This window comes from Pseudomonas sp. 32A, from assembly GCF_052682255.1.
In genome coordinates this window covers 6,499,031-6,517,338 of the sequence record NZ_JBQYLY010000001.1, presented here as the reverse complement: position 1 = coordinate 6,517,338, position 18,308 = coordinate 6,499,031, and the positions used below count along the sequence as shown (strand labels likewise).

General features: G+C 61.7%; 13 protein-coding genes. 5 read left to right on the top strand and 8 right to left on the bottom strand.

Features of this window, described 5'->3' with window-relative positions; translation table 11 throughout:
• The first annotated feature begins 5 nt into the window (after positions 1–5).
• Together ACUN0G_RS29880 and ACUN0G_RS29875 are read left to right on the top strand one after the other, a co-directional pair.
• A complete protein-coding gene (locus tag ACUN0G_RS29880; RefSeq protein ID WP_003218417.1) occupies positions 6–320 on the top strand; it encodes an isochorismate lyase in 315 nt (104 codons plus the stop codon).
• Entirely contained in the window at positions 313–1,722 is a 1,410-nt protein-coding gene (locus ACUN0G_RS29875; protein WP_421553203.1) for an isochorismate synthase, read from the top strand. The genes ACUN0G_RS29880 and ACUN0G_RS29875 overlap by 8 nt, the downstream gene beginning before the upstream one ends.
• 47 nt (positions 1,723–1,769) lie before the next feature.
• Here the strand turns inward: ACUN0G_RS29875 and efeO (ACUN0G_RS29870) are convergent, their stop codons facing one another.
• From efeO (ACUN0G_RS29870) to efeU, 4 genes are read right to left on the bottom strand one after another with little or no spacing between them, the layout of a single operon-like run.
• Entirely contained in the window at positions 1,770–2,588 is an 819-nt protein-coding gene (efeO, locus tag ACUN0G_RS29870) for an iron uptake system protein EfeO (protein ID WP_003218415.1), read from the bottom strand.
• A 27-nt stretch (positions 2,589–2,615) separates the two neighbouring features.
• Positions 2,616–3,923, bottom strand: coding sequence for an iron uptake transporter deferrochelatase/peroxidase subunit (gene efeB / locus ACUN0G_RS29865; RefSeq protein ID WP_167664239.1), 1,308 nt, complete (start codon positions 3,921–3,923; stop codon positions 2,616–2,618).
• Positions 3,924–3,937: 14 nt separating this feature from the next.
• Entirely contained in the window at positions 3,938–5,140 is a 1,203-nt protein-coding gene (gene efeO / locus ACUN0G_RS29860) for an iron uptake system protein EfeO (protein WP_445575122.1), read from the bottom strand.
• 10 nt (positions 5,141–5,150) lie between these two features.
• A complete protein-coding gene (gene efeU, locus ACUN0G_RS29855) occupies positions 5,151–5,999 on the bottom strand; it encodes an iron uptake transporter permease EfeU (RefSeq protein ID WP_445575121.1) in 849 nt (282 codons plus the stop codon).
• A gap of 168 nt (positions 6,000–6,167) precedes the next feature.
• On the opposite strand from efeU, the gene ACUN0G_RS29850 reads away from it, so the two are divergent.
• From ACUN0G_RS29850 to ACUN0G_RS29840, 3 genes are all read left to right on the top strand, one after another.
• Entirely contained in the window at positions 6,168–7,190 is a 1,023-nt protein-coding gene (locus ACUN0G_RS29850) for an AraC family transcriptional regulator (RefSeq protein WP_330208401.1), read from the top strand.
• A 188-nt stretch (positions 7,191–7,378) separates the two neighbouring features.
• The gene (locus ACUN0G_RS29845; protein WP_421524541.1) at positions 7,379–8,809 is read left to right on the top strand and encodes a glutamate decarboxylase; all 1,431 of its coding nucleotides are present in this window, start codon (positions 7,379–7,381) and stop codon (positions 8,807–8,809) included.
• Positions 8,810–8,878: 69 nt separating this feature from the next.
• Positions 8,879–10,579, top strand: a complete 1,701-nt coding sequence (locus tag ACUN0G_RS29840; RefSeq protein WP_445575120.1) for an aspartate:alanine exchanger family transporter — start codon at positions 8,879–8,881, stop codon at positions 10,577–10,579.
• 1,216 nt (positions 10,580–11,795) lie between these two features.
• Here the strand turns inward: ACUN0G_RS29840 and ACUN0G_RS29835 are convergent.
• From ACUN0G_RS29835 to ACUN0G_RS29820, 4 genes are all read right to left on the bottom strand, one after another.
• Entirely contained in the window at positions 11,796–13,211 is a 1,416-nt protein-coding gene (locus ACUN0G_RS29835; RefSeq protein WP_445575119.1) for an efflux transporter outer membrane subunit, read from the bottom strand.
• The gene (locus ACUN0G_RS29830) at positions 13,208–16,387 is read right to left on the bottom strand and encodes an efflux RND transporter permease subunit (protein WP_445575118.1); all 3,180 of its coding nucleotides are present in this window, start codon (positions 16,385–16,387) and stop codon (positions 13,208–13,210) included. The genes ACUN0G_RS29835 and ACUN0G_RS29830 overlap by 4 nt, the downstream gene beginning before the upstream one ends.
• 15 nt (positions 16,388–16,402) lie before the next feature.
• Positions 16,403–17,644 carry a multidrug efflux RND transporter periplasmic adaptor subunit MexE gene (gene mexE, locus ACUN0G_RS29825; protein ID WP_445575117.1) on the bottom strand — a complete coding sequence of 414 codons (1,242 nt, stop codon included), beginning with the start codon at positions 17,642–17,644 and terminating at the stop codon, positions 16,403–16,405.
• Positions 17,645–17,870: 226 nt separating this feature from the next.
• Positions 17,871–18,281, bottom strand: coding sequence for a hypothetical protein (locus tag ACUN0G_RS29820; protein ID WP_445575116.1), 411 nt, complete (start codon positions 18,279–18,281; stop codon positions 17,871–17,873).
• Between the last annotated feature and the right edge of the window lie 27 nt (positions 18,282–18,308).

Here is an 18,308-nt window from a genome sequence, read left to right as displayed (position 1 = left end):
ATCCTATGAAAACACCTGAACAGTGCAGCGGGCTGGAAGACGTCCGCCTGGGTATCGACACGTTGGACGAACAGATCATCCGCGCCCTCGGCCAGCGGTTGGCCTATGTGAAAGCTGCGGCGCAGTTCAAGCCTGACGAAGCCAGCATCGCCGCCCCCGAGCGGGTGGCCGCCATGCTGCCCCATCGCCGCCGCTGGGCCGAGCGCGAAGGGCTGGACCCGATGTTCGTGGTCCCGCTGTTTGCGCAGATCATCCAATGGAATATCGACCAGCAAGTGCGCCACTGGCGCCAGCAGCATCAAGGAGCGGAGCATGAGTGAACGTCTGCCGGGATTGCTTCAGGCGCTGACCGAGGGCGAACGCCTGGCGCGCGAGAAGGGCGGCGCAGTGCTGGTGGTCTTCAGCCTGGCCTCGGAGCGCCTGGACCCGCTGCGGTTATTTGCCGCCAACCGCCAGGTACTCGGGCAAAGCCTGTTCTGGTCAAGTGACCGGGGCGCACTGGCCATGGCCGGCTTTGGTTGTACCGAGGAAATCAGCCCCGGGGCCGATGACCGCTTCAACGCCAGTGCCCTGGCGTGGCAGGCGTTGCTCAGCCAGGCCCATCAGGTGGGGCCGCGTCAGCCGTTGCTGTGTGGCGGCTTTGCGTTTGACCCGAAGGGCCCACGCTCGCTCAAATGGCAGTCATTCGCCGCCACCTCCCTGGTGCTGCCGCGCATCCTGCTGCTGCGGGAAGCCGAGCAACACCATGTGATCTTCAGTCAGTGGCTGGAGCCCGGGGCGGACGTGGTGCGTTGCGACCAAAGCCTGGAAACCCAGTGGACATTGCTTCTGTCCCGCTACGCCAGTGCGCCACGCCAGGAGATTCCCCTCGGCACACCGAGCGACGAAAACATCATCAGCGCGCAGCAATGGCAAGACACCGTGGCGACGGCCGTGCAGCGCATCAACGCCGGCGACCTGCGCAAGGTGGTGCTGGCCCGCGAAGTGCGGTTGACCACCTCACGGACGATCCCCTGTGGCCCGCTGCTGGAAAACCTCAAGGCGGCCTATCCCCAGGCGTACCTGTTTGCGTTCAGCCGGGGTGACAGCTGCTTTCTCGGCGCAACTCCGGAGCGGCTGGTGCGGGTGACTCGTGGCACGCTGAACACGGTGGCGTTGGCCGGTACTTGCCCGCGTGGTCGTCACGAGCAGCAAGATGCCGAACTCGGCCAGGCCTTGATGGACAGCCCCAAGGACCGCCACGAACACGCCCTGGTGGTGCAAACGCTGCGCGAAGCATTGCAGCCCTATTGCGCGATGCTCGACATTGCCAGCCAGCCGCAGTTGCACCGGCTGGCCAACGTGCAGCACCTGTTGACGCCGGTGATGGGCCGCTTGCATCCCCAGGTGCAATTGCTGCAACTGGTGCAGGCCCTGCACCCGACGCCGGCGGTGGGTGGCTTGCCGCGACGTGAGGCGATGGCCTATATCCGAGAGCACGAGCAGCTCGACCGTGGCTGGTACGCAGCGCCAGTGGGCTGGATGAATGCGCAGGGTGATGGTGAATTTGCCGTGGCGTTGCGCTCGGCGTTGATCAGGGGCTGTGAGGCACACCTGTTCGCCGGCTGCGGCATTGTCGCCGAGTCGGATCCCGGGAGTGAGTACGAGGAAACGTGCTTGAAGCTGCGGACGATCCGCGATGCCTTGCGGCCTTCGGACGGAGTGCAGGTGGCGTCAGCCTGAGGAAGGCTCTCGCCCGGCAGGCCGGGCGAGAGCATGCAGCGTCTGGATCAGTTCAAGCCAAGCTTGCCACGCAGCGTGGACAGGTCTTCCGCCAAGGTATTGACCGGGCCAACCAGGGCTTTACGGTCCGCTTCCTTGACCTTGTCGTAGGTCTCGAAACCGCCATCCTTGGTTTTGTACTTGGCCAGGATCTTGTCCACGGTGGCGAAGTTCTTGTCGACTTTGGCGACGAAGGCCTTGTCTTGCTTCTCGATCTGCGGACGGAACAGGTCGACGATTTTCTTCGCGCCGTCGATGTTGCCCTGGAAGTCATACAGGTCGGTATGGCTGTAGCGATCTTCTTCGCCGGAGATCTTGGTCGCGGCCACTTCTTCAAGCAGGGCAGCAGCACCACCCACGACTTTTTCCGGCGGGAAGGTCAGGCCGTCCACGCGGGTTTTCAGGTCCAGTACGTCGCTGTTGAGCTTGTCCGCCAGGGCGTCCAGGCCTTTGGTGGTGTTCTCGGAGAACAGGCTGTACTCGATGCGGTGGAAGCCGGTGAAGTCTTCGGCTTTCACGCCTTTTTCATGGTCGTCCACACGGGAGTCGATGGAGGCGTCGAGGTCGCTGAACAGCTCGGCGATCGGTTCGATGGACTCATAGTGAACGCGGGTTGGCGCGTACAGCTTCTTGGCGGTGGCCAGGTCGCCTTTTTTCACGGCGTCGGTGAACGCCTGTGTCTGGGTGACCAGTTCGCCGATCTCTTCGGTGACGTAGATCTTGTAGTCCGACACCGGCCCTACCAGGTCCAGCGGCGCGGTGGCGGCGAAGGCGGCCAGCGGCGAAAGGCTCATTAACAACGACAATGCGAGAGACGACTTCTTCATGGGACGATTTCCGCTCTGGGGTTTGTTTTAGGTATTGGCAGTGGTTTGAGGATGTGTCGCATCAAGCAGCGTGCGCCCGATGAAATCCTGGGCCCCGGTGACGCCTGGCAAGGTGAAGAAATAACCGCCGCCGACCGGCTTCAGGTATTCCTCCAGGGGCTCGCCGTTGAGCCGGGTTTGTACGCTGATAAAGCCTTTCTCCAGGTCAGCCTGGTAGCAGATGAACAACAGCCCCATGTCCAGCTGACCGTTTTTGTTGACGCCGTTGGAGTAGTTGAACGGCCGGCGCAGGATCAGGTTGGCCTGGGTCTGTGCTGTACGTGGGTTGGCCAGGCGGATGTGAGCATCGAGCTTGGTCAACTTGCCTTCCGGGTCCTTGCTGTAGTCCGGGACCTGGGTTTCTTTCTGGCCATCCATGGGCGCGCCACTGGTCTTGATCCGGCCAATGATGCTTTCTTGCTCTTGCAGGGGCGTGCGGTCCCAGCGCTCGACGAAGTTGCGGATGATCCGCACCGCCTGGTAGCTGCCATTGACGGCCCAGGCCGGTTCGTCGCTGCCCGGCTGTACCCACACAATCTGGTCCATCGCCTTGTTGTCGTTGGAGTTCGGGTTGGCCGAGCCGTCGCGAAAACCCAGGAAGTTGCGCGCGCTCTGTGCCGGCTCGCCAGGGCGGGCAGGGGCCTGGGGCGGTACGCTGCCTTCCTGCTTCCAGCGCACCAGCAGCAGGTCCGGCAGGTTTTTCACGATGTCGCGCAGGGCGTGGATATTGGTGTCCGGGGTGTTGGAGCTGAACTGCAGGCTCAGGTCGCCGTGGCACTGCGCCGGTTCCAGCGCATCGTTGGGAAAACCGACCATGCGGATCAGGCGCTTGGGCTTGGCTGCGGCCAGGCCGAAGCGTTCGTCGAACAGCGACTCGCCCACCGACACGGTGATGGTCAGGTTGTCCGGGGTCACCACCGGGCCGAGGATGCCGGAGTCGGTGGGGGGCAGTTTCGGGTCGACTTGCACCACGGTGCCGCCGGTCATCAGGAACGCGATGCGCTCGTTCAAGGTGCGGAACAGCCGTTCCAGGTCCTCGCGGTCGCTGGCCAATACGTCGAATGCCACGAGCATGCCGCAGGCCGGGCGCGGGGTGACGATGCCGGTCTGGTGCTTGCCGTGGTAGTCGTGGTGGTCCTGGGTCTTTTCACTGCTTGGGGCGGTGGTGACTTGTGCGGCAGCGTTGGCGGCCATTGCCGGGCAGCTCAGGCTGCTGCCAGCAATTGCGGCGCCGGTAGCGGCCATGCCCAGCAATACACGACGACGCTGGGATGAAAACTGTTCTGAATCACTCATGTCTACGGTCGTCTTCACTTCAGGCCGGAAAGGCCAAGGGCGGGGTCGATTCCATCGAGTGCAACGGCCAGAGCCTTGGCCTTGTCGGCGATCTGCTTGCGCTGATCGGCGGTAACGCGGTCATACGAGGTGTAGCGGCCATCGACTTTCAAACCGTTGAGTTCGGCGTCGAGGGCGCTGATCGCGCTGTCGATGCCGGGCAGCAATTGCGCGGCAGATTTGGTCAGCAGCGGGCGCATCAGGTCCACCACTTTGCGGGCGGCGTCGAGGTTGGCGGCGAAGCCGTTGAGGTCGGTATGGCTGTAGCGTTCTTCCTCACCGCTGGCGGCGCGTACGTCGGCCAGGCTGTTGAGGTTGCGCACCACGATGCTCACCAGTTGCTCCGGCGGCAGCGACTGGGCCAGCAGCTGTTGCTTGAGGCTGGTGACGTCGGTGACCAGGCGCTGGGCAATCGGCGCCAGGCCGTCGAGATTGCGTTGCTGGAACAGGCCGTATTCGAGACGGTGGAAGCCGCTGAAGGCCGGGTCCTGCTCGCGCTTTTCAAAGTAGTCGGCGCGGGCGTTGATCGCGTTGTCCAGTTCGGCCAGGCGTTGCGAGGCCGGGGCCAGACGCTGGTAGGCCTCGCGGGCCGGTACGTAAAGTGCCTGGGCCTGGGCGAGGTCGCCGGCTTCGATGGCCTGGTCAAGTGCGGTAACGGCCTTGACCAGCGCGCCGCCCTGACTGCTCAGGTACACGCGGAACTCCGACAGCGGGCCGATAAACGCCACCATCGACGGCTTGGCCTTGGCTTGAGCGTCCGACTCGGCAGTCGGTGTCACCTTCAAGGTGCCACGCGGGTTGCTCAGCAGGCCGCAGGTGATCTGGTAGTCGCCGGGCAGCAGGTTGGCGTTGATCACCTGGCTCAGGCCCGGGGCAATGTTTTCGCGCTCTTCGACCACCAGCACGCCGTCGAGGATTTCCCATTCCACGGCACGGTCCGAGCGGTTGATGATGCGGAAGCTGGCGTGTCCCGCCGGCACCGTCAGCGCATTCGGCTCGCAGCTGTGGGCGTGGATCGTCACCGCGATTTCATTGTGGTTGGCCTGGCGCTTGGAGGCGGCCAGTTGCGAGGCGTAGTAGAACAGGCCACCAGCGGCGATCATCACGACCACCGAGCCGCCCACCGCCCAGCGCAAGGCGCGGGAGGGCGGAGCCGGTTGAGGGGTTTGGTTGGACAAGAGGCGGTCCTTACTGGCTGGAAACGGAAGAAGTTGTGCGGGTAGCCGGCTTGTTCGGCGGCACGGGCAGGAAGAACATCACCAGCGCCACCACCAGGTAAATCAGGTAGGCGCCGAGGGTGCTGACGGTCGGGGCGTCCTGATAGCCGAACATGCCGGCCAGCACCGAGCCCAGCGGGCCATCCATCGGCAGCGTCGCGCTGAAATCGAACAACACGGTTTGCAGGTGGTTCCACACCCCGGCTTCGTGCAGGGCTTGTACCGAGTTGGCGAGGATGCCGGCGGCAACCACCAGGATGAACAGACCGGTCCAGCGAAAGAACGCGCCGAGGTTCAGGCGCATGCTGCCGGTGTAGATCAGGAAGCCGACGATGATCGCCAGGATCAGGCCGAGCAGGGCGCCAATCGGCGCACCCGGGCCTTCGCTTTGCTGGAACACGGCCAGCAGGAAGAACACGGTTTCCAGGCCTTCACGGGCCACGGCGAAAAACACCATGGCGATCAGCGCGGTGACCTGGTGTTTGGAACCGGCGAGGGCGTGATCAAGGGATTCATGCAGGGAATGCTTGATGGAGCGCGCCACCTTGCGCATCCAGAACACCATGGAGCTGAGAATGCCCACAGCCACCAGGCCGACGATGCCTTCGAACAGTTCCTGTTGTTTCTGCGGGAATTCGGCACTCACCAGTTCCAGGCCACCGCCGACCAGCAGCGCCAGGGCTGCAGCCAGAAATACGCCGATCCACACTGCGGGCATGTACTGGCCACGGCCAGTCTGCTTGAGGTAGCTGGCAATAATGCCAACGATCAAGGCGGCTTCTATGCCTTCGCGCAGCATGATTAGAAATGGAACAAGCATTCGGCACCGCATCGTCATTAGATAGGATGCTAAGTTGTAACATAATGATACTCATTGCTAAACAAGAAATGTTGACCTTTACTGAACCTTGACTGAACGGTGGTGGCAAACCGCAACCGCCACTAGAATGCGCGGCATCGTCCCAGCCACCGGATTGCGCCATTCCCCATGTCGGAAAAAGACACCATCTCCATTCAACTGGTCCGCGAAGCCCTGTTGCAGAGCTGCGCGCCGGGTGCGGCGACCGATGAAGTGTTGAGCAAAGTCGGGATCAGTCCCGCGCTGCTGGAACAGCCAAACGCACGTGTTCCTGCAACGGCTTATGCGCGTCTTTGGCGCCTGCTGGCACGGCGCATGGACGATGAATTCTTTGGCATGGACCCGCGCAAGCTCAAATCCGGCAGCCTGGAATTCCTGTGCCGGGCCTCTATGGCACAACCGACCCTGGCCACCGCGCTGGAAACCGGCCTGGGCTTCCTGTCGCTGATGCTCGAGCGCATGCCGGCGCAACTGGTGCACCAGCAGAGCCTGGCGGAAATCGTATTGTTGGAGCCGGAGCCCGAACCCAAACGGGCCTTCACCTATTTTGCCTACTGGATGATCGTTCACGGTGTTGCCTGTTGGCTGGCGGGGCGACGCATTCCGATCCTGGCCATTGAGCTGCGCTGCTCGCAGCCGGACTTCTGCGACGACTACCAAGTGATGTTCTCCGACAACCTGCGCTTCGACCGGCCGCGCACCCGGATGATTTTCTCCGCCGACTGCCTCGACCTGCCAATCAAACGCAGCCCGGAAGAACTCAAGCGCTTCCTGGCCCATGCGCCCGCCAACATCCTGGTCAAATATCGCGACCCCGACAGCCTCGCCACCCGCATCAAGACCGATCTTCGGCAAATGCCTGCCGACACCTGGCCCGAAACCGAAGGCCTGGCCGCGTCCCTGTGCATCTCGGCCTCGACCCTGCGCCGGCGCCTGGCGGAAGAAGGGCAGACCTACCAGGGCCTCAAGGACAGCGTGCGCAAGGAGTTGGCGATTGTGTGGCTGGCCGATTCCGACATCAGCTTTACCGAGATCGCCACCCGCCTGGGGTTTGCCGACGCCAGCTCGTTCTACAAGGCGTTTCGCAAGTGGTCGGGCTCCAACCCCGGGCACTATCGCAGCCTGATACTGAACGAAGCGCTGAGCCAATAGGGCACTGACAAGGGCCCGCCAACGTTCGATTGCCTATCCACGGTTTTAATGACCTGGGTCACTTTCCTGTGCCTCGGTGCGTGTGATATTCGGCGCCACCGCTCCATCGTTCGTTTCCTGACGCAGCCTGATCGGCATTTTTCGCCATCAACGTCTACGCCATTTCCCTCATTCAAGAGCAGGATTTCATGGCACTTCACAGAACCGTAGAGACCCAGGACCAAGCCATCGAAGACGTCTATTCGAGTGGCTCCGCCCAGCACAAACTGCCCAAATATCGCCTCCCGGACCACTCGACCACACCGTCCGCCGCCTACAACCTGGTGCGCGACGAGCTGCTGCTGGACGGCAATTCCCGGCAAAACCTGGCGACCTTCTGCACCACCTGGGTCGAGCCCGAAGTGCAGCAATTGATGGCCGACGCCCTCGACAAGAACATGATCGACAAGGACGAGTACCCGCAGACGGCCGAGATTGAAAACCGTTGCGTACACATCATTGCCGACCTGTGGCACGCGCCGAAGTCCTGGCAAACCGTGGGCTGTTCCACCACCGGTTCAAGCGAAGCGGCGATGCTCGGCGGCCTGGCCCTGAAGTGGAGCTGGAAAAAGCGCCGGGAAGCAGCGGGGTTGCCCACCGACAAACCGAATTTCGTGTGCGGCCCGGTGCAGATCTGCTGGAAAAAATTCGCCCGCTACTTCGATGTGGAAATCCGCGAAGTGCCGTTGCGCGGCGACGCCTTGGGCCTGCGCCCGGCCGATCTGCGGGAATATTGCGATGAGAACACCATTGGCGTGGTAGCGACTCTGGGCGTGACCTTCACCGGAATCTACGAACCGGTCGCCGCCCTGGCGGCCGAGCTGGACTCGATGCAACGCGATCTCGGCCTGGATATTCCGATCCATGTGGATGCGGCGAGCGGCGGGTTTATCGCCCCGTTCATCCAGCAAGAGCTGCAATGGGACTTTGTGATAGAGCGCGTCAAATCCATCAATGCTTCCGGCCACAAGTACGGCCTGGCGCCGCTGGGTGTGGGCTGGGCGATCTGGCGCTCCACCGAAGACCTGCCGGAAGAGCTGATCTTCTACGTCGACTACCTGGGCGGCAACATGTCGACCTTTGCCCTGAACTTCAGCCGGCCCGGCGGTGAAATCATCGCCCAGTACTACAACTTCCTGCGGCTCGGTCGTGACGGCTACACCCGTATTCAACAAGCGTGCTCCGATACGGCGCAGTGGCTGGCATCGGAAATCACCAAGTTCGCACCACTGGAACTGGTGTACGACGGCAAGGACGGGCTGCCGGCGGTCTGCTACAAGCTCAAGGACGGCGTCGATCATGGCTTCAGCCTCTACGACCTGTCGGAGCGTGTGCGCATGCGCGGCTGGCAGATCGCGTCTTACCCGTTGCCGTCTGATCGCCAGAACATCGTGGTACAGCGCATCCTGGTGCGGCATGGCGTGAGTCGTGACCTGGTGGCGTTACTGCTGGAAGACCTGCGCAAAGCCATCGCCTACCTGCAGAAAAACCCGGTAGAGCATTCCGACGCGGGCCCCAGCTTCAGCCATGGCGCCATCGCCGACCCGGTCATCCCGGCCGACACCCCGAACCTCGACTGAGCGCACTGAAAAAACCACCGGGCCTTGAGCCCGGTGCCTTTAGCGTTGCATCGCCAGGTACGAATCATCGTGACTGCCTTCTTTACTTTCCTGCACGACAACCCTTACATCCTGCTGTTCCTGGTGGTTGGCCTGTCTGTCTGGGTCGGGCGCGGCACCATCAAGGGCTACGGCCTGGGCGCGGTGGCCGGGGCCATTGTGATCGGCTGTGCGATTGCGACCTGGGCGTCGTATTACGGCGTGCATTTCGAACTCGATAATTTCACCAAGAGCCTGTTTTATTACCTGTTCATGTACGGCGTCGGGCTGCGGGTCGGGCCTTCGTTCATCAACAGCCTCAAGGGCGATGGCCTGAAGTTCACCTTCCTGGCGATTCTGTCCTCGTTCCTGGGGCTGGGCATTGTGGTGCTCGGCGTGCGGCTACTGTCTCTGCCGGTAGGGGCGGCAGGCGGGATACTCGCCGGTTCGCAAACCATGTCGGCGGCCATTGGTTCCGCCGAACAGGCCATCACCTCGGGCGTGGTGCCACTGCCGCCGGGCACCACAGCGGCAGCGGCGACTGCGATGATCGCGCTGTCCTACGGCATCACCTATATCTGGGGCACAGTCGGGATCATATTGATCTGCAAATACCTCCCGCGCTGGTGGGGTGTGGATGCGCGCAAGGCCGCGAAAGAGTTTGAGGTGGAGCACGGTGTGCCGAACGTCGACGATGCCGGGCTCAGCGGGTACCGGCCGTTTGACCTGCGGGCCTATCGCCTGGTGAACCCGGAGCTGGTCGGGCAGAGCATCGCGCAGTTTCGCCAGCGCTTTGCGTTGTACCAGATCGAGAACGTCGAGCGTGGTGAAGAGTTGCTGGGGGCTGATCCGACGCTGGTGTTGCAGATGGGCGATGTGATTGCCCTGGGTGGCAGCCTGGATGCACTGACCGACCACATGGGCCTGATCGGGCCGGAGGTGCCGGATGCCCGGGCCCTGAATATACCGCTGGATGAAGCGGTGATTCTGGTGACCCACAAGAACGCCGTGGGCAGGGCGCTCAAGGAATTCAGCCAGTCACCGATTGCCGGACAAGTGCAGTTGGTGGGGATTGAACGGGGCGGCGCGCCGATTCCGGTTGGCCTGGAAACCCGCCTGCAACGCCTGGATGTGATGCACCTGGTCGGCCTGCGCAGCGCCATCGACAAGGCCACGGCGTTGTTGGGCAAAGCGGGGCGGCCGAGTACGGCGACCGATTTGCTCACGCTCTCGTTGGGCATGGTGCTGGGGTTGCTGATCGGCCTGATTCAAGTGCCGGCGTTCGGGGCGGCGGTGGGTTTGGGGAATGCGGGCGGGTTGCTGGTGTCGGGGATTATCGTCTCGTCGCTGGTGTCGCGGGTGCGGTTCTTTGGCAATACACCGAATGCGGCGCGCAACATTCTCGAGGACATGGGGCTGATTTTCTTTGTCGCGATTGTCGGGGTGAATGCCGGGGCCAATCTGGTTTCGCAGATTAGCGCGATCATTGCGTTGAAGATCTTTTTGCTTGGGTTCGTGGCTTGTACGATTCCACCGTTTATTGTTTGGGCTGTGGGATTTCATGTGTTCAAGATCAACCCGGCGATTCTCATGGGCGGTGTTGCGGGGGCGCGGAGTCACTCGGGGCCGGCGCGGGAGGCGGCCAAGGAGATCGACAGCACCGTGCCGTGGATCGGGTTTCCTGTGGCGTATGCGGTGTCGGGGATTTTGCTCACGGTGTTTGGGTACTTTGCCATGGTCCTGGCGCGGTAGCTGTATTGGGTACATATCCGTTGTTGCGGTAACGGCGGCTTATGGTTCCGCTCTTACAGCGGGTCACTTTTGGCAAACGCCCCAAAAGTAACCAAAAGGTCTTTGCCCCACCACTCGGTGCCTCGCCTAGGCTCGGCATGCCCGCACTCCGGCCCGCTTCCGCGGGCCGCCGCGACGGGCCATCCATGGCCCGGCGCGGCTAAATCGGCTTCCCTGCCGATTTACCCGCTCCACCGTGCCTACTTGCGGCCATCGTGGTTAACGGGGCCCGCAGATCAAAATCAAAAGCAGATCAAAAGCAGAGCACAGCGGCCTCCCGGCCGGCTTGAGTGTTAAAAGCCAGATCAAAAGCCAGAGCGAAAACAGAGCTGCTTTTCTGTGGGAGCGGGCTTGCTCGCGAAAAACCTGAGAGCGCCGCGTTCATCCAGAATGCCCGCGTCATCGTTAACGACCTTCGCGAGCAAGCCCGCTCCCACATTTTTTGGACCGTGCCCGCTTTAGCTTTTGATTTTGCTCACTCCGGCATTGCCCCGCGGGCCGCCGCTCCGCACTGCCTGCGTTCGGCCTCGGGCTGAATGGGGCAGTCAGATCAAAATCAAAAGCAAGAGCACAGCGGCCTCCCGGCCGGCTTGAGTGTTAAAAGCAAAGCAAAGACCAGAGCGAAAACAGAGCTGCTTTTCTGTGGGAGCTGGCTTGCCTGCGATGCAGACAACTCGGTCTTCCAGATACACCGAGGCGATGCTATCGCAGGCAAGCCAGCTCCCACATTTGAACCGTGCCCGCTTTAGCTTTTGATTTTGCTTTTAACACTCAAGCCGGCCGGGAGGCCGCTGTGCTTTTGCTTTTGATCTTGATCTTAGGCGCCCCGTTAAACCACGCTGGCCGAACGCAGGCTTTGGAGCGTGGGTAACCTGGCAGGACGCCAGGTTAGCCGTCCTGGGCCAGGGATGGCCCATGACGGCGGCCCACGGTCCAAAGCCGGAGTGAGGGCACTCCGAGCCTAGGCGAGGAGCCGAGTGGTGGGGCAAGAGCGTTTTGCTTACTTTTGCGCTCTTCAAAAGTGAGCCGCTGTAAGAGCGGAACCAATAGCAGCCCTGACCGAAATAACGGATATGTACACACCACAAACGAGCAAAAAAAAGCCCCGCGACCGAATGACGGCACGGGGCTAAAAATTGGCTGGATGCGACCAACCAAAGGAGCTCTTTAAATCACATCACTTGGCACTGGCAATGGTGGTACTCGGCTGCCACCCACCCCCCAACGCCTTGTAAATCGCGACAATCCCACGATACAGATCCACCTCGGCCTGAGCCTGCGAATCCTCGGCAGCCAAACGCTCACGCTGCGCGTCCAGCAACACCAGGAAATCCACCGTCCCTTCGCGGTAGCGAATCTCCGCCAGATCCGCAGCAGCCCGGCTCGACTCACTCTGACGAATCAGCGAAACCAACCGCTGTTGCCGCTTACCGTAATCACTGAAGGCATTCTCCGATTCTTCCAGCGCCAGCAACACCTGCTGCTCATAGCTCGCCAGAGCACCATCCGCCTCGGCATCCGCACCACGCAACCGCGCTCGCACACTGCCCAGGTCAAACGCCGCCCAGGTAATGCTCGGACCCAGCGACCACGCATTCGCCGCCGCCGACCCAATCTGCGAACCCCGCCCAGCGGTAAACCCGAGGAACCCACTGAGGCTCACCCGCGGAAACAGATCAGCCTTGGCCACCCCAATCCGCGCCGTGGCCGCTGCCAACTTACGCTCGGCACTGAGAATGTCCGGACGACGTTGCAACAGTTGCCCCGGATCACCAATCGGCAACGCCTTGGCAATCGCCGGCAAATCTTTCGGGCTCAAACCCACGCTCAACTTGTCCGGACGCTCACCGAGCAGGGTAGCGATACGATTACGCTCGCGAACTTCCTCGGCCTGCAGTTGCGGCACACTGGCTTCTACAGCCGCCAGCCGCGCATCGGCCCGCACCACATCGAGCTGATCGCCCACACCGGCATCCCGCAGGCTGACCGTGATGCCGCGCGAATCCTCCTGGTTCTTCAGGTTAGCCACCGCGATTTTCTCGCGCAGTTGCGCGCCTCGCAGTTGACCGTAAGCGTCCACCAGCTCGGCAATCATCGTGACTTGCAGTTGATACAGGTCGGCCTCGGCAACCTGTTGGTCAGCGTCGCTGGCCTCGAGGTTGCGGCGGATGCGCCCGAACAAGTCGACTTCCCAGGCCATGTCCAGGCCCAGGTCATAACGCTCACTGTTGACGCGTTTGGTGGTCTGGCCCGGAATCTGGCCTTTGCCCACGTCGCTGCTGGCGCGGCTGGTGATCACCGGCATCACGTCGTTGGCGGCGTCGTCACGAATCGCCCGGGCCGCCCGCAGGCGGGCAAATGCCACCCGCAGGTCACGGTTACCGTTCAGGGACTGAGTCACCAACTGGTTAAGGGTCGGGTCCTCGAACTGTTGCCACCAGATGCCTTCGAACTTCGCGTGGTCGTACTGCTTGGCGTCGGCGGCGGCCGTTACGTTGGCCGCCTCCAGTGGCTGGGTTTTATAGTCCGGGCCCACGGCACAGGCGCTCAGCGCCAGTACCAGCAAGCTCGGCAAAAATACTTTCACGCTCATTGCTGTGTCTCCAGCTTCAAGGCCTTGGCCGCTTTGCGCGCTTCACCGCGTTCAACAAACCGGCGGATCAGTACATAGAACACTGGCGTCAGCAGCAGACCGAAGAAGGTCACGCCGATCATCCCGGAGAACACCGCCACACCCATGGCATGACGCATCTCGGCACCGGCACCACTGGACAACACCAGAGGCACCACACCCATGATGAAGGCGAACGAGGTCATCAGGATCGGCCGCAGACGCAGACGGCAGGCTTCCAGTACCGCAGCGAGCGGGTCGAGGCCTTCCTGCTGTTTATCCTTGGCGAACTCGACGATCAGAATCGCGTTCTTACAGGCCAGGCCCACCAGTACGATCAGGCCGATCTGGGTAAAGATGTTGTTGTCGCCGCTGGAGATAATCACCCCGGTGATGGCCGACAGCAGGGTCATCGGTACGATCAGGATCACCGCCAGTGGCAGGCTCCAGCTTTCGTATTGGGCGGCCAGTACCAGGAACGCCAGCAGTACGCAGAGCGGGAACACGAACAGCGCAGTGTTGCCCGAGAGGATTTGCTGATAGGTCAGGTCGGTCCACTCGTAGGTCATGCCGTTGGGCAGTTCGTCTTTCAACAGTTTCTCGATCGCCACCTGGGCCTGGCCGGAGCTGTAGCCCGGTGCGGCGTTGCCGTTGATCTCGGCCGTGATGAAGCCGTTGTAGTGCATCACGCGGTCCGGGCCCGAGGTGTCGCTGACCTTGATGAAGGTCGCCAGCGGGATCATCTCGCCTTTGTTGTTGCGCACTTTCAGCTGGCCGATCTGGTCTTCATCCTGGCGGAACTGTTGCTCAGCCTGCACGTTGACCTGATAGGTGCGCCCGAAGCGGTTGAAGTCGTTGGCATACAGCGAACCCAGGTAGATCTGCAGGGTGTCGAAAATGTCACTGATCGCCACGCCGTGGGTCTTGGCCTTTTCGCGGTCGATGGCCGCATCGACCTGGGGCACGTTGACCGTGTAGCTGGTGAACAGGCCGAACAGCTCAGGCACGCCACGGCTCTTGGTAATGATGTTCTGCACTTCTTTGTACAGCTCGTCGTAACCCAGGTTGCCACGGTCTTCGACCTGCAGGCGGAACCCGCCAATCGTACCCAGGCCCTGTACCGGCGGCGGTGGGAAGATCGCCATGTAGGCTTCCTGGATGCTGCTGTACTTGCCGTTCAGTGCACCGGCAATCGCACCGGCAGACAGGCTCGGGTCTTTACGCTCATCGAACGGCTTCAAGGTCACGAACACGATGCCGTTGTTCGGGCTGTTGGTAAAACCGTTGATCGACAAGCCGGGGAAGGCGATCGCGCTTTCCACGCCGGGCTGTTTCATCGCAATGTCGGACATGCGTTTGATCACGTCTTCGGTGCGGTCCAGGCTCGCGGCGTCCGGCAACTGGGCGAAGGCCACCAGGTATTGCTTGTCCTGGGCCGGTACGAAACCGGTCGGCGTGTGGGCAAAGCCCAACCAGGTCAGGACCATCAGGCCGGCGTACAGGAACAGCGCGATGCCGCTGCCGCGAATCACCCGGCGCACCGTGCCGACGTAACCATGGCTGGCCTTCTCGAAGAAACGGTTGAACGGCTTGAACAGCCAACCGCCCAGCATCTTGTCGAGGAACCTGGAGAAGCCGTCTTTCGGAGCGTTGTGGCCTTTAAGTAGTACCGCTGCCAGGGCGGGCGACAGGGTCAGCGAGTTGAACGCCGAAATCACCGTCGAGATCGCAATGGTCAAGGCAAACTGCTTATAGAACTGCCCGGTCAAGCCGCTGATAAAGGCCGCTGGAATGAACACTGCACACAGTACCAACGCGGTCGCGATGATCGGGCCGGTCACTTCGCTCATGGCCTTTTCGGTGGCCGGGAACGGTTCCAGTCCAAGCTCGATGTTCCGCTCGACGTTCTCCACCACCACGATGGCGTCGTCCACCACGATACCAATCGCCAACACCAGTCCGAACAGCGACAGCGCATTGAGCGAGAAGCCAAACAGGTGCATCACCGCAAAGGTACCGATCAACGAAACCGGCACTGCCACCAGCGGAATGATCGACGCGCGCCAGGTCTGCAGGAACAGGATCACCACCAGCACCACCAGGATCAGTGCTTCGAACAAGGTGTGAACCACGGCCTCGATGGAACCGCGTACGAACACGGTCGGGTCATAGGCAATTCGGTAATCCATGCCTTCCGGGAAGCTCTTTTTCAGCTCCGCCATTTCGGCGCGCACTTCATTGGAGATGTCGATGGCGTTGGAGCCAGGGCGCTGGAAGATCGGGATCGCCACGGCCGGCTGGTTGTCGATCAACGAGCGCAGGGCATATTGGCTGGACCCCAGCTCAACCCGTGCGATGTCCTTCAGACGCGTGATTTCGCCGTTGTCACCGGCACGAATGACGATGTTTTCGAACTCTTCCTCAGTGACCAGACGGCCTTGGGTATTCACCGACAGTTGGAAACTGGTGTCAGTCGGCGCAGGCTGCGCCCCCAGTGCACCGGCCGCTACCTGGCGGTTCTGTTCGCGAATGGCCGTTACCACATCAGTGGCGGTCAGGTTGCGCGAGGCGGTCTTGTTCGGATCGAGCCACACCCGCAGGGAGTAGTCGCCCATGCCGAACAGCTGCACATCACCCACGCCACCCAGCCGTGCCAGCTCATCCTTGATATTCAGGATCGCGTAGTTGGACAGGTACAGCATGTTGTAGCGCTGATCGGGGGAGGTGATGTGCACCACCATGGTCAGGTCGGGAGAGGCCTTGTCCACGGTAATACCGATGCGTGTCACTTCCTCAGGCAGTTTGGGCTGAGTCCGGGTGACCCGGTTCTGCACCTGTACCTGCGCGTTATCCAGGTCGGTGCCCAGGGCGAAGGTGATGGTCAGGGTCAGCTTGCCGTCGGCGGTCGACTGCGAGGACATGTACAGCATGTTCTCGACGCCGGTGATGGCTTGCTCCAGAGGCGCGGCCACGGTTTCACCGATGACCTTGGGGTTGGCGCCCGGGAAGTTGGCACGGACCACGACGGTCGGCGGCACCACTTCCGGGTATTCACTGATCGGCAGCTGGAACAGTGAAATCGCGCCGGCGATCAGGATCAACAGCGACAGCACCGCTGCGAAGATCGGCCGCGAAATGAAGAACTTGGAAAAATTCATCTTGAGTCGTATCCCTTAACCGCGTGGAGTCGCGACACTGGCTAGCTTGGGCGCGGCTTTATCCGGCGCCACTTGCTCCAGGTTGCTGGCTTCAAGCGCTTGTCGTTGTTGTGCCAAGGCGGCGAGGGTTTCCTTGCTGGCCATCGGGATGGTTTCCGGAGCAACCGGCGATCCCGGGCGAACGCGTTGCAGGCCCTTGACGATAATCGTGTCGTCCTTGGTCAGGCCGCTGCGCACGATGCGCAAGCCTTCGATCTTCGGCCCCAGTTCCACGGCGCGATAGGCAGGCTTGTCACCGTCCATCACCAGTACGAACTTCTTGCCCAGGTCGGTGCCCACGGCTTCGTCGCTGATCAGCACGGCGGAGTAGGTGCCGCTGCCCACCAGCTTCAGGCGGGCATACAGGCCAGGGGTGTATTCGCCCTTGCTGTTATCGAACACGGCGCGACCGCGAATGGTGCCGGTGGCCGGGTTGACCTGGTTGTCGACGAAGTTCATCTGGCCCAGGTGCGGGTTGCCGGTTTCATTGGACAGGCCCAGGTACACCGGGGTCGTAGCGCCACGGCGACCCTGGCGCGCGAGTTCGGTGTACTTGAGGTACACGCGCTCATCGGCGTCGAAGTAGGCGTAGACCTTGTCGGTGGAGACCACGCTGGTCAGCGCGGTGACATCGGCGGTCACCAGGTTGCCGGCGGTGATCTCGGCACGGCTGACACGGCCGCTGATGGGTGAAGTCACGCGGGTGAAACTCAGGTTCAACTTGGCCAGGTCCAACTGCGCCTGGATCCCGGCGACGGCGGCGCGGGCTTCCTGGGCGGCGGTGGTGCGCGAGTCGGCCAGTTCGGCGGAGATCGCATTGCTCTGGCGCAGGCGTTCGCCGCGTTGGGCTTCGTTATCGCTGCGGGTAGCGGCGGCCTTGGTTTGTGCGAGTTGTGCTTCGAGGCGGCGCACTTCAGCCTGGAATGGGCGTGGGTCGATCTGGAACAGCAGGTCGCCTTTCTTGACCAGCGCACCTTCGGTGAAGGCTACCTGATCGATCTGGCCCGACACGCGCGGACGGATCTGCACGGTTTCCGGCGCTTCGAGGCGGCCGGTAAATTCGTCCCACTCGTTGACCGGTTGTTCCAGCACCTTGGCCACGCTGACGTGGCTGGGTGGCATGGCGGCCGCTTGTTCCGGCGCCTTGCCGCAGGCGCTCATCACCATCACGGCCAAAATGGCCAAGGGATAGCGCAAATGTTTGAGAGACTGTTCCATGAGGTGCATCCGCCAATGTATTTAAGATGGGCGGATCATGCTCGGCATGGGTGCTATCTCACGAATCGAATGAAACAAAGGTAACTATCATTCGGAATGATATAAGCGTAAAGCGAGCCCTCTAGCATGCAGGTTTAGTTAGGGAGCTATCAATGCGGTTGATGACAAAGGACTGTTGCGCAAGATGCAAGGAACAGCACGCCCTATAAAGTGTCGGGCGTGCTGGCTATTCAAAGGTGCAGAGCGCCGGGTTGGTTGCCGTGCATTCGTTGCCTGCCCATGCGCTGCCGACCGGCTTGGCGTTGACCGGGTTTTTCAGGGTCATGCTCACCGGTTCATGGTTCTGATCCAGGTAGTGGCATGCCACCGACGACTGACCCTGGCTGCTTTGGATCACCGCCTTTTCAAAGTGGACCTGGTGCAGGTCCTTCTGCTCTGTCATCGGGTTTTGCCCGGTCCATTGCCGACCGTCCGGGCCGGACGCGGTGTAGGCAACCACTTCGCCGGTCGGCGTCTTTTTGTACGTATCTTTAAGGGCATGGGTGGGCGGGCAGGCGGCAGTGCCAGCGTAGGCGTTGCCAACCAACGCCATCAGGGTCACCACGATGGCTGAGGTTTTCTTCAGCGGCCTATTCATCACGCGTGCTCCTGGTCTGGAGAGACA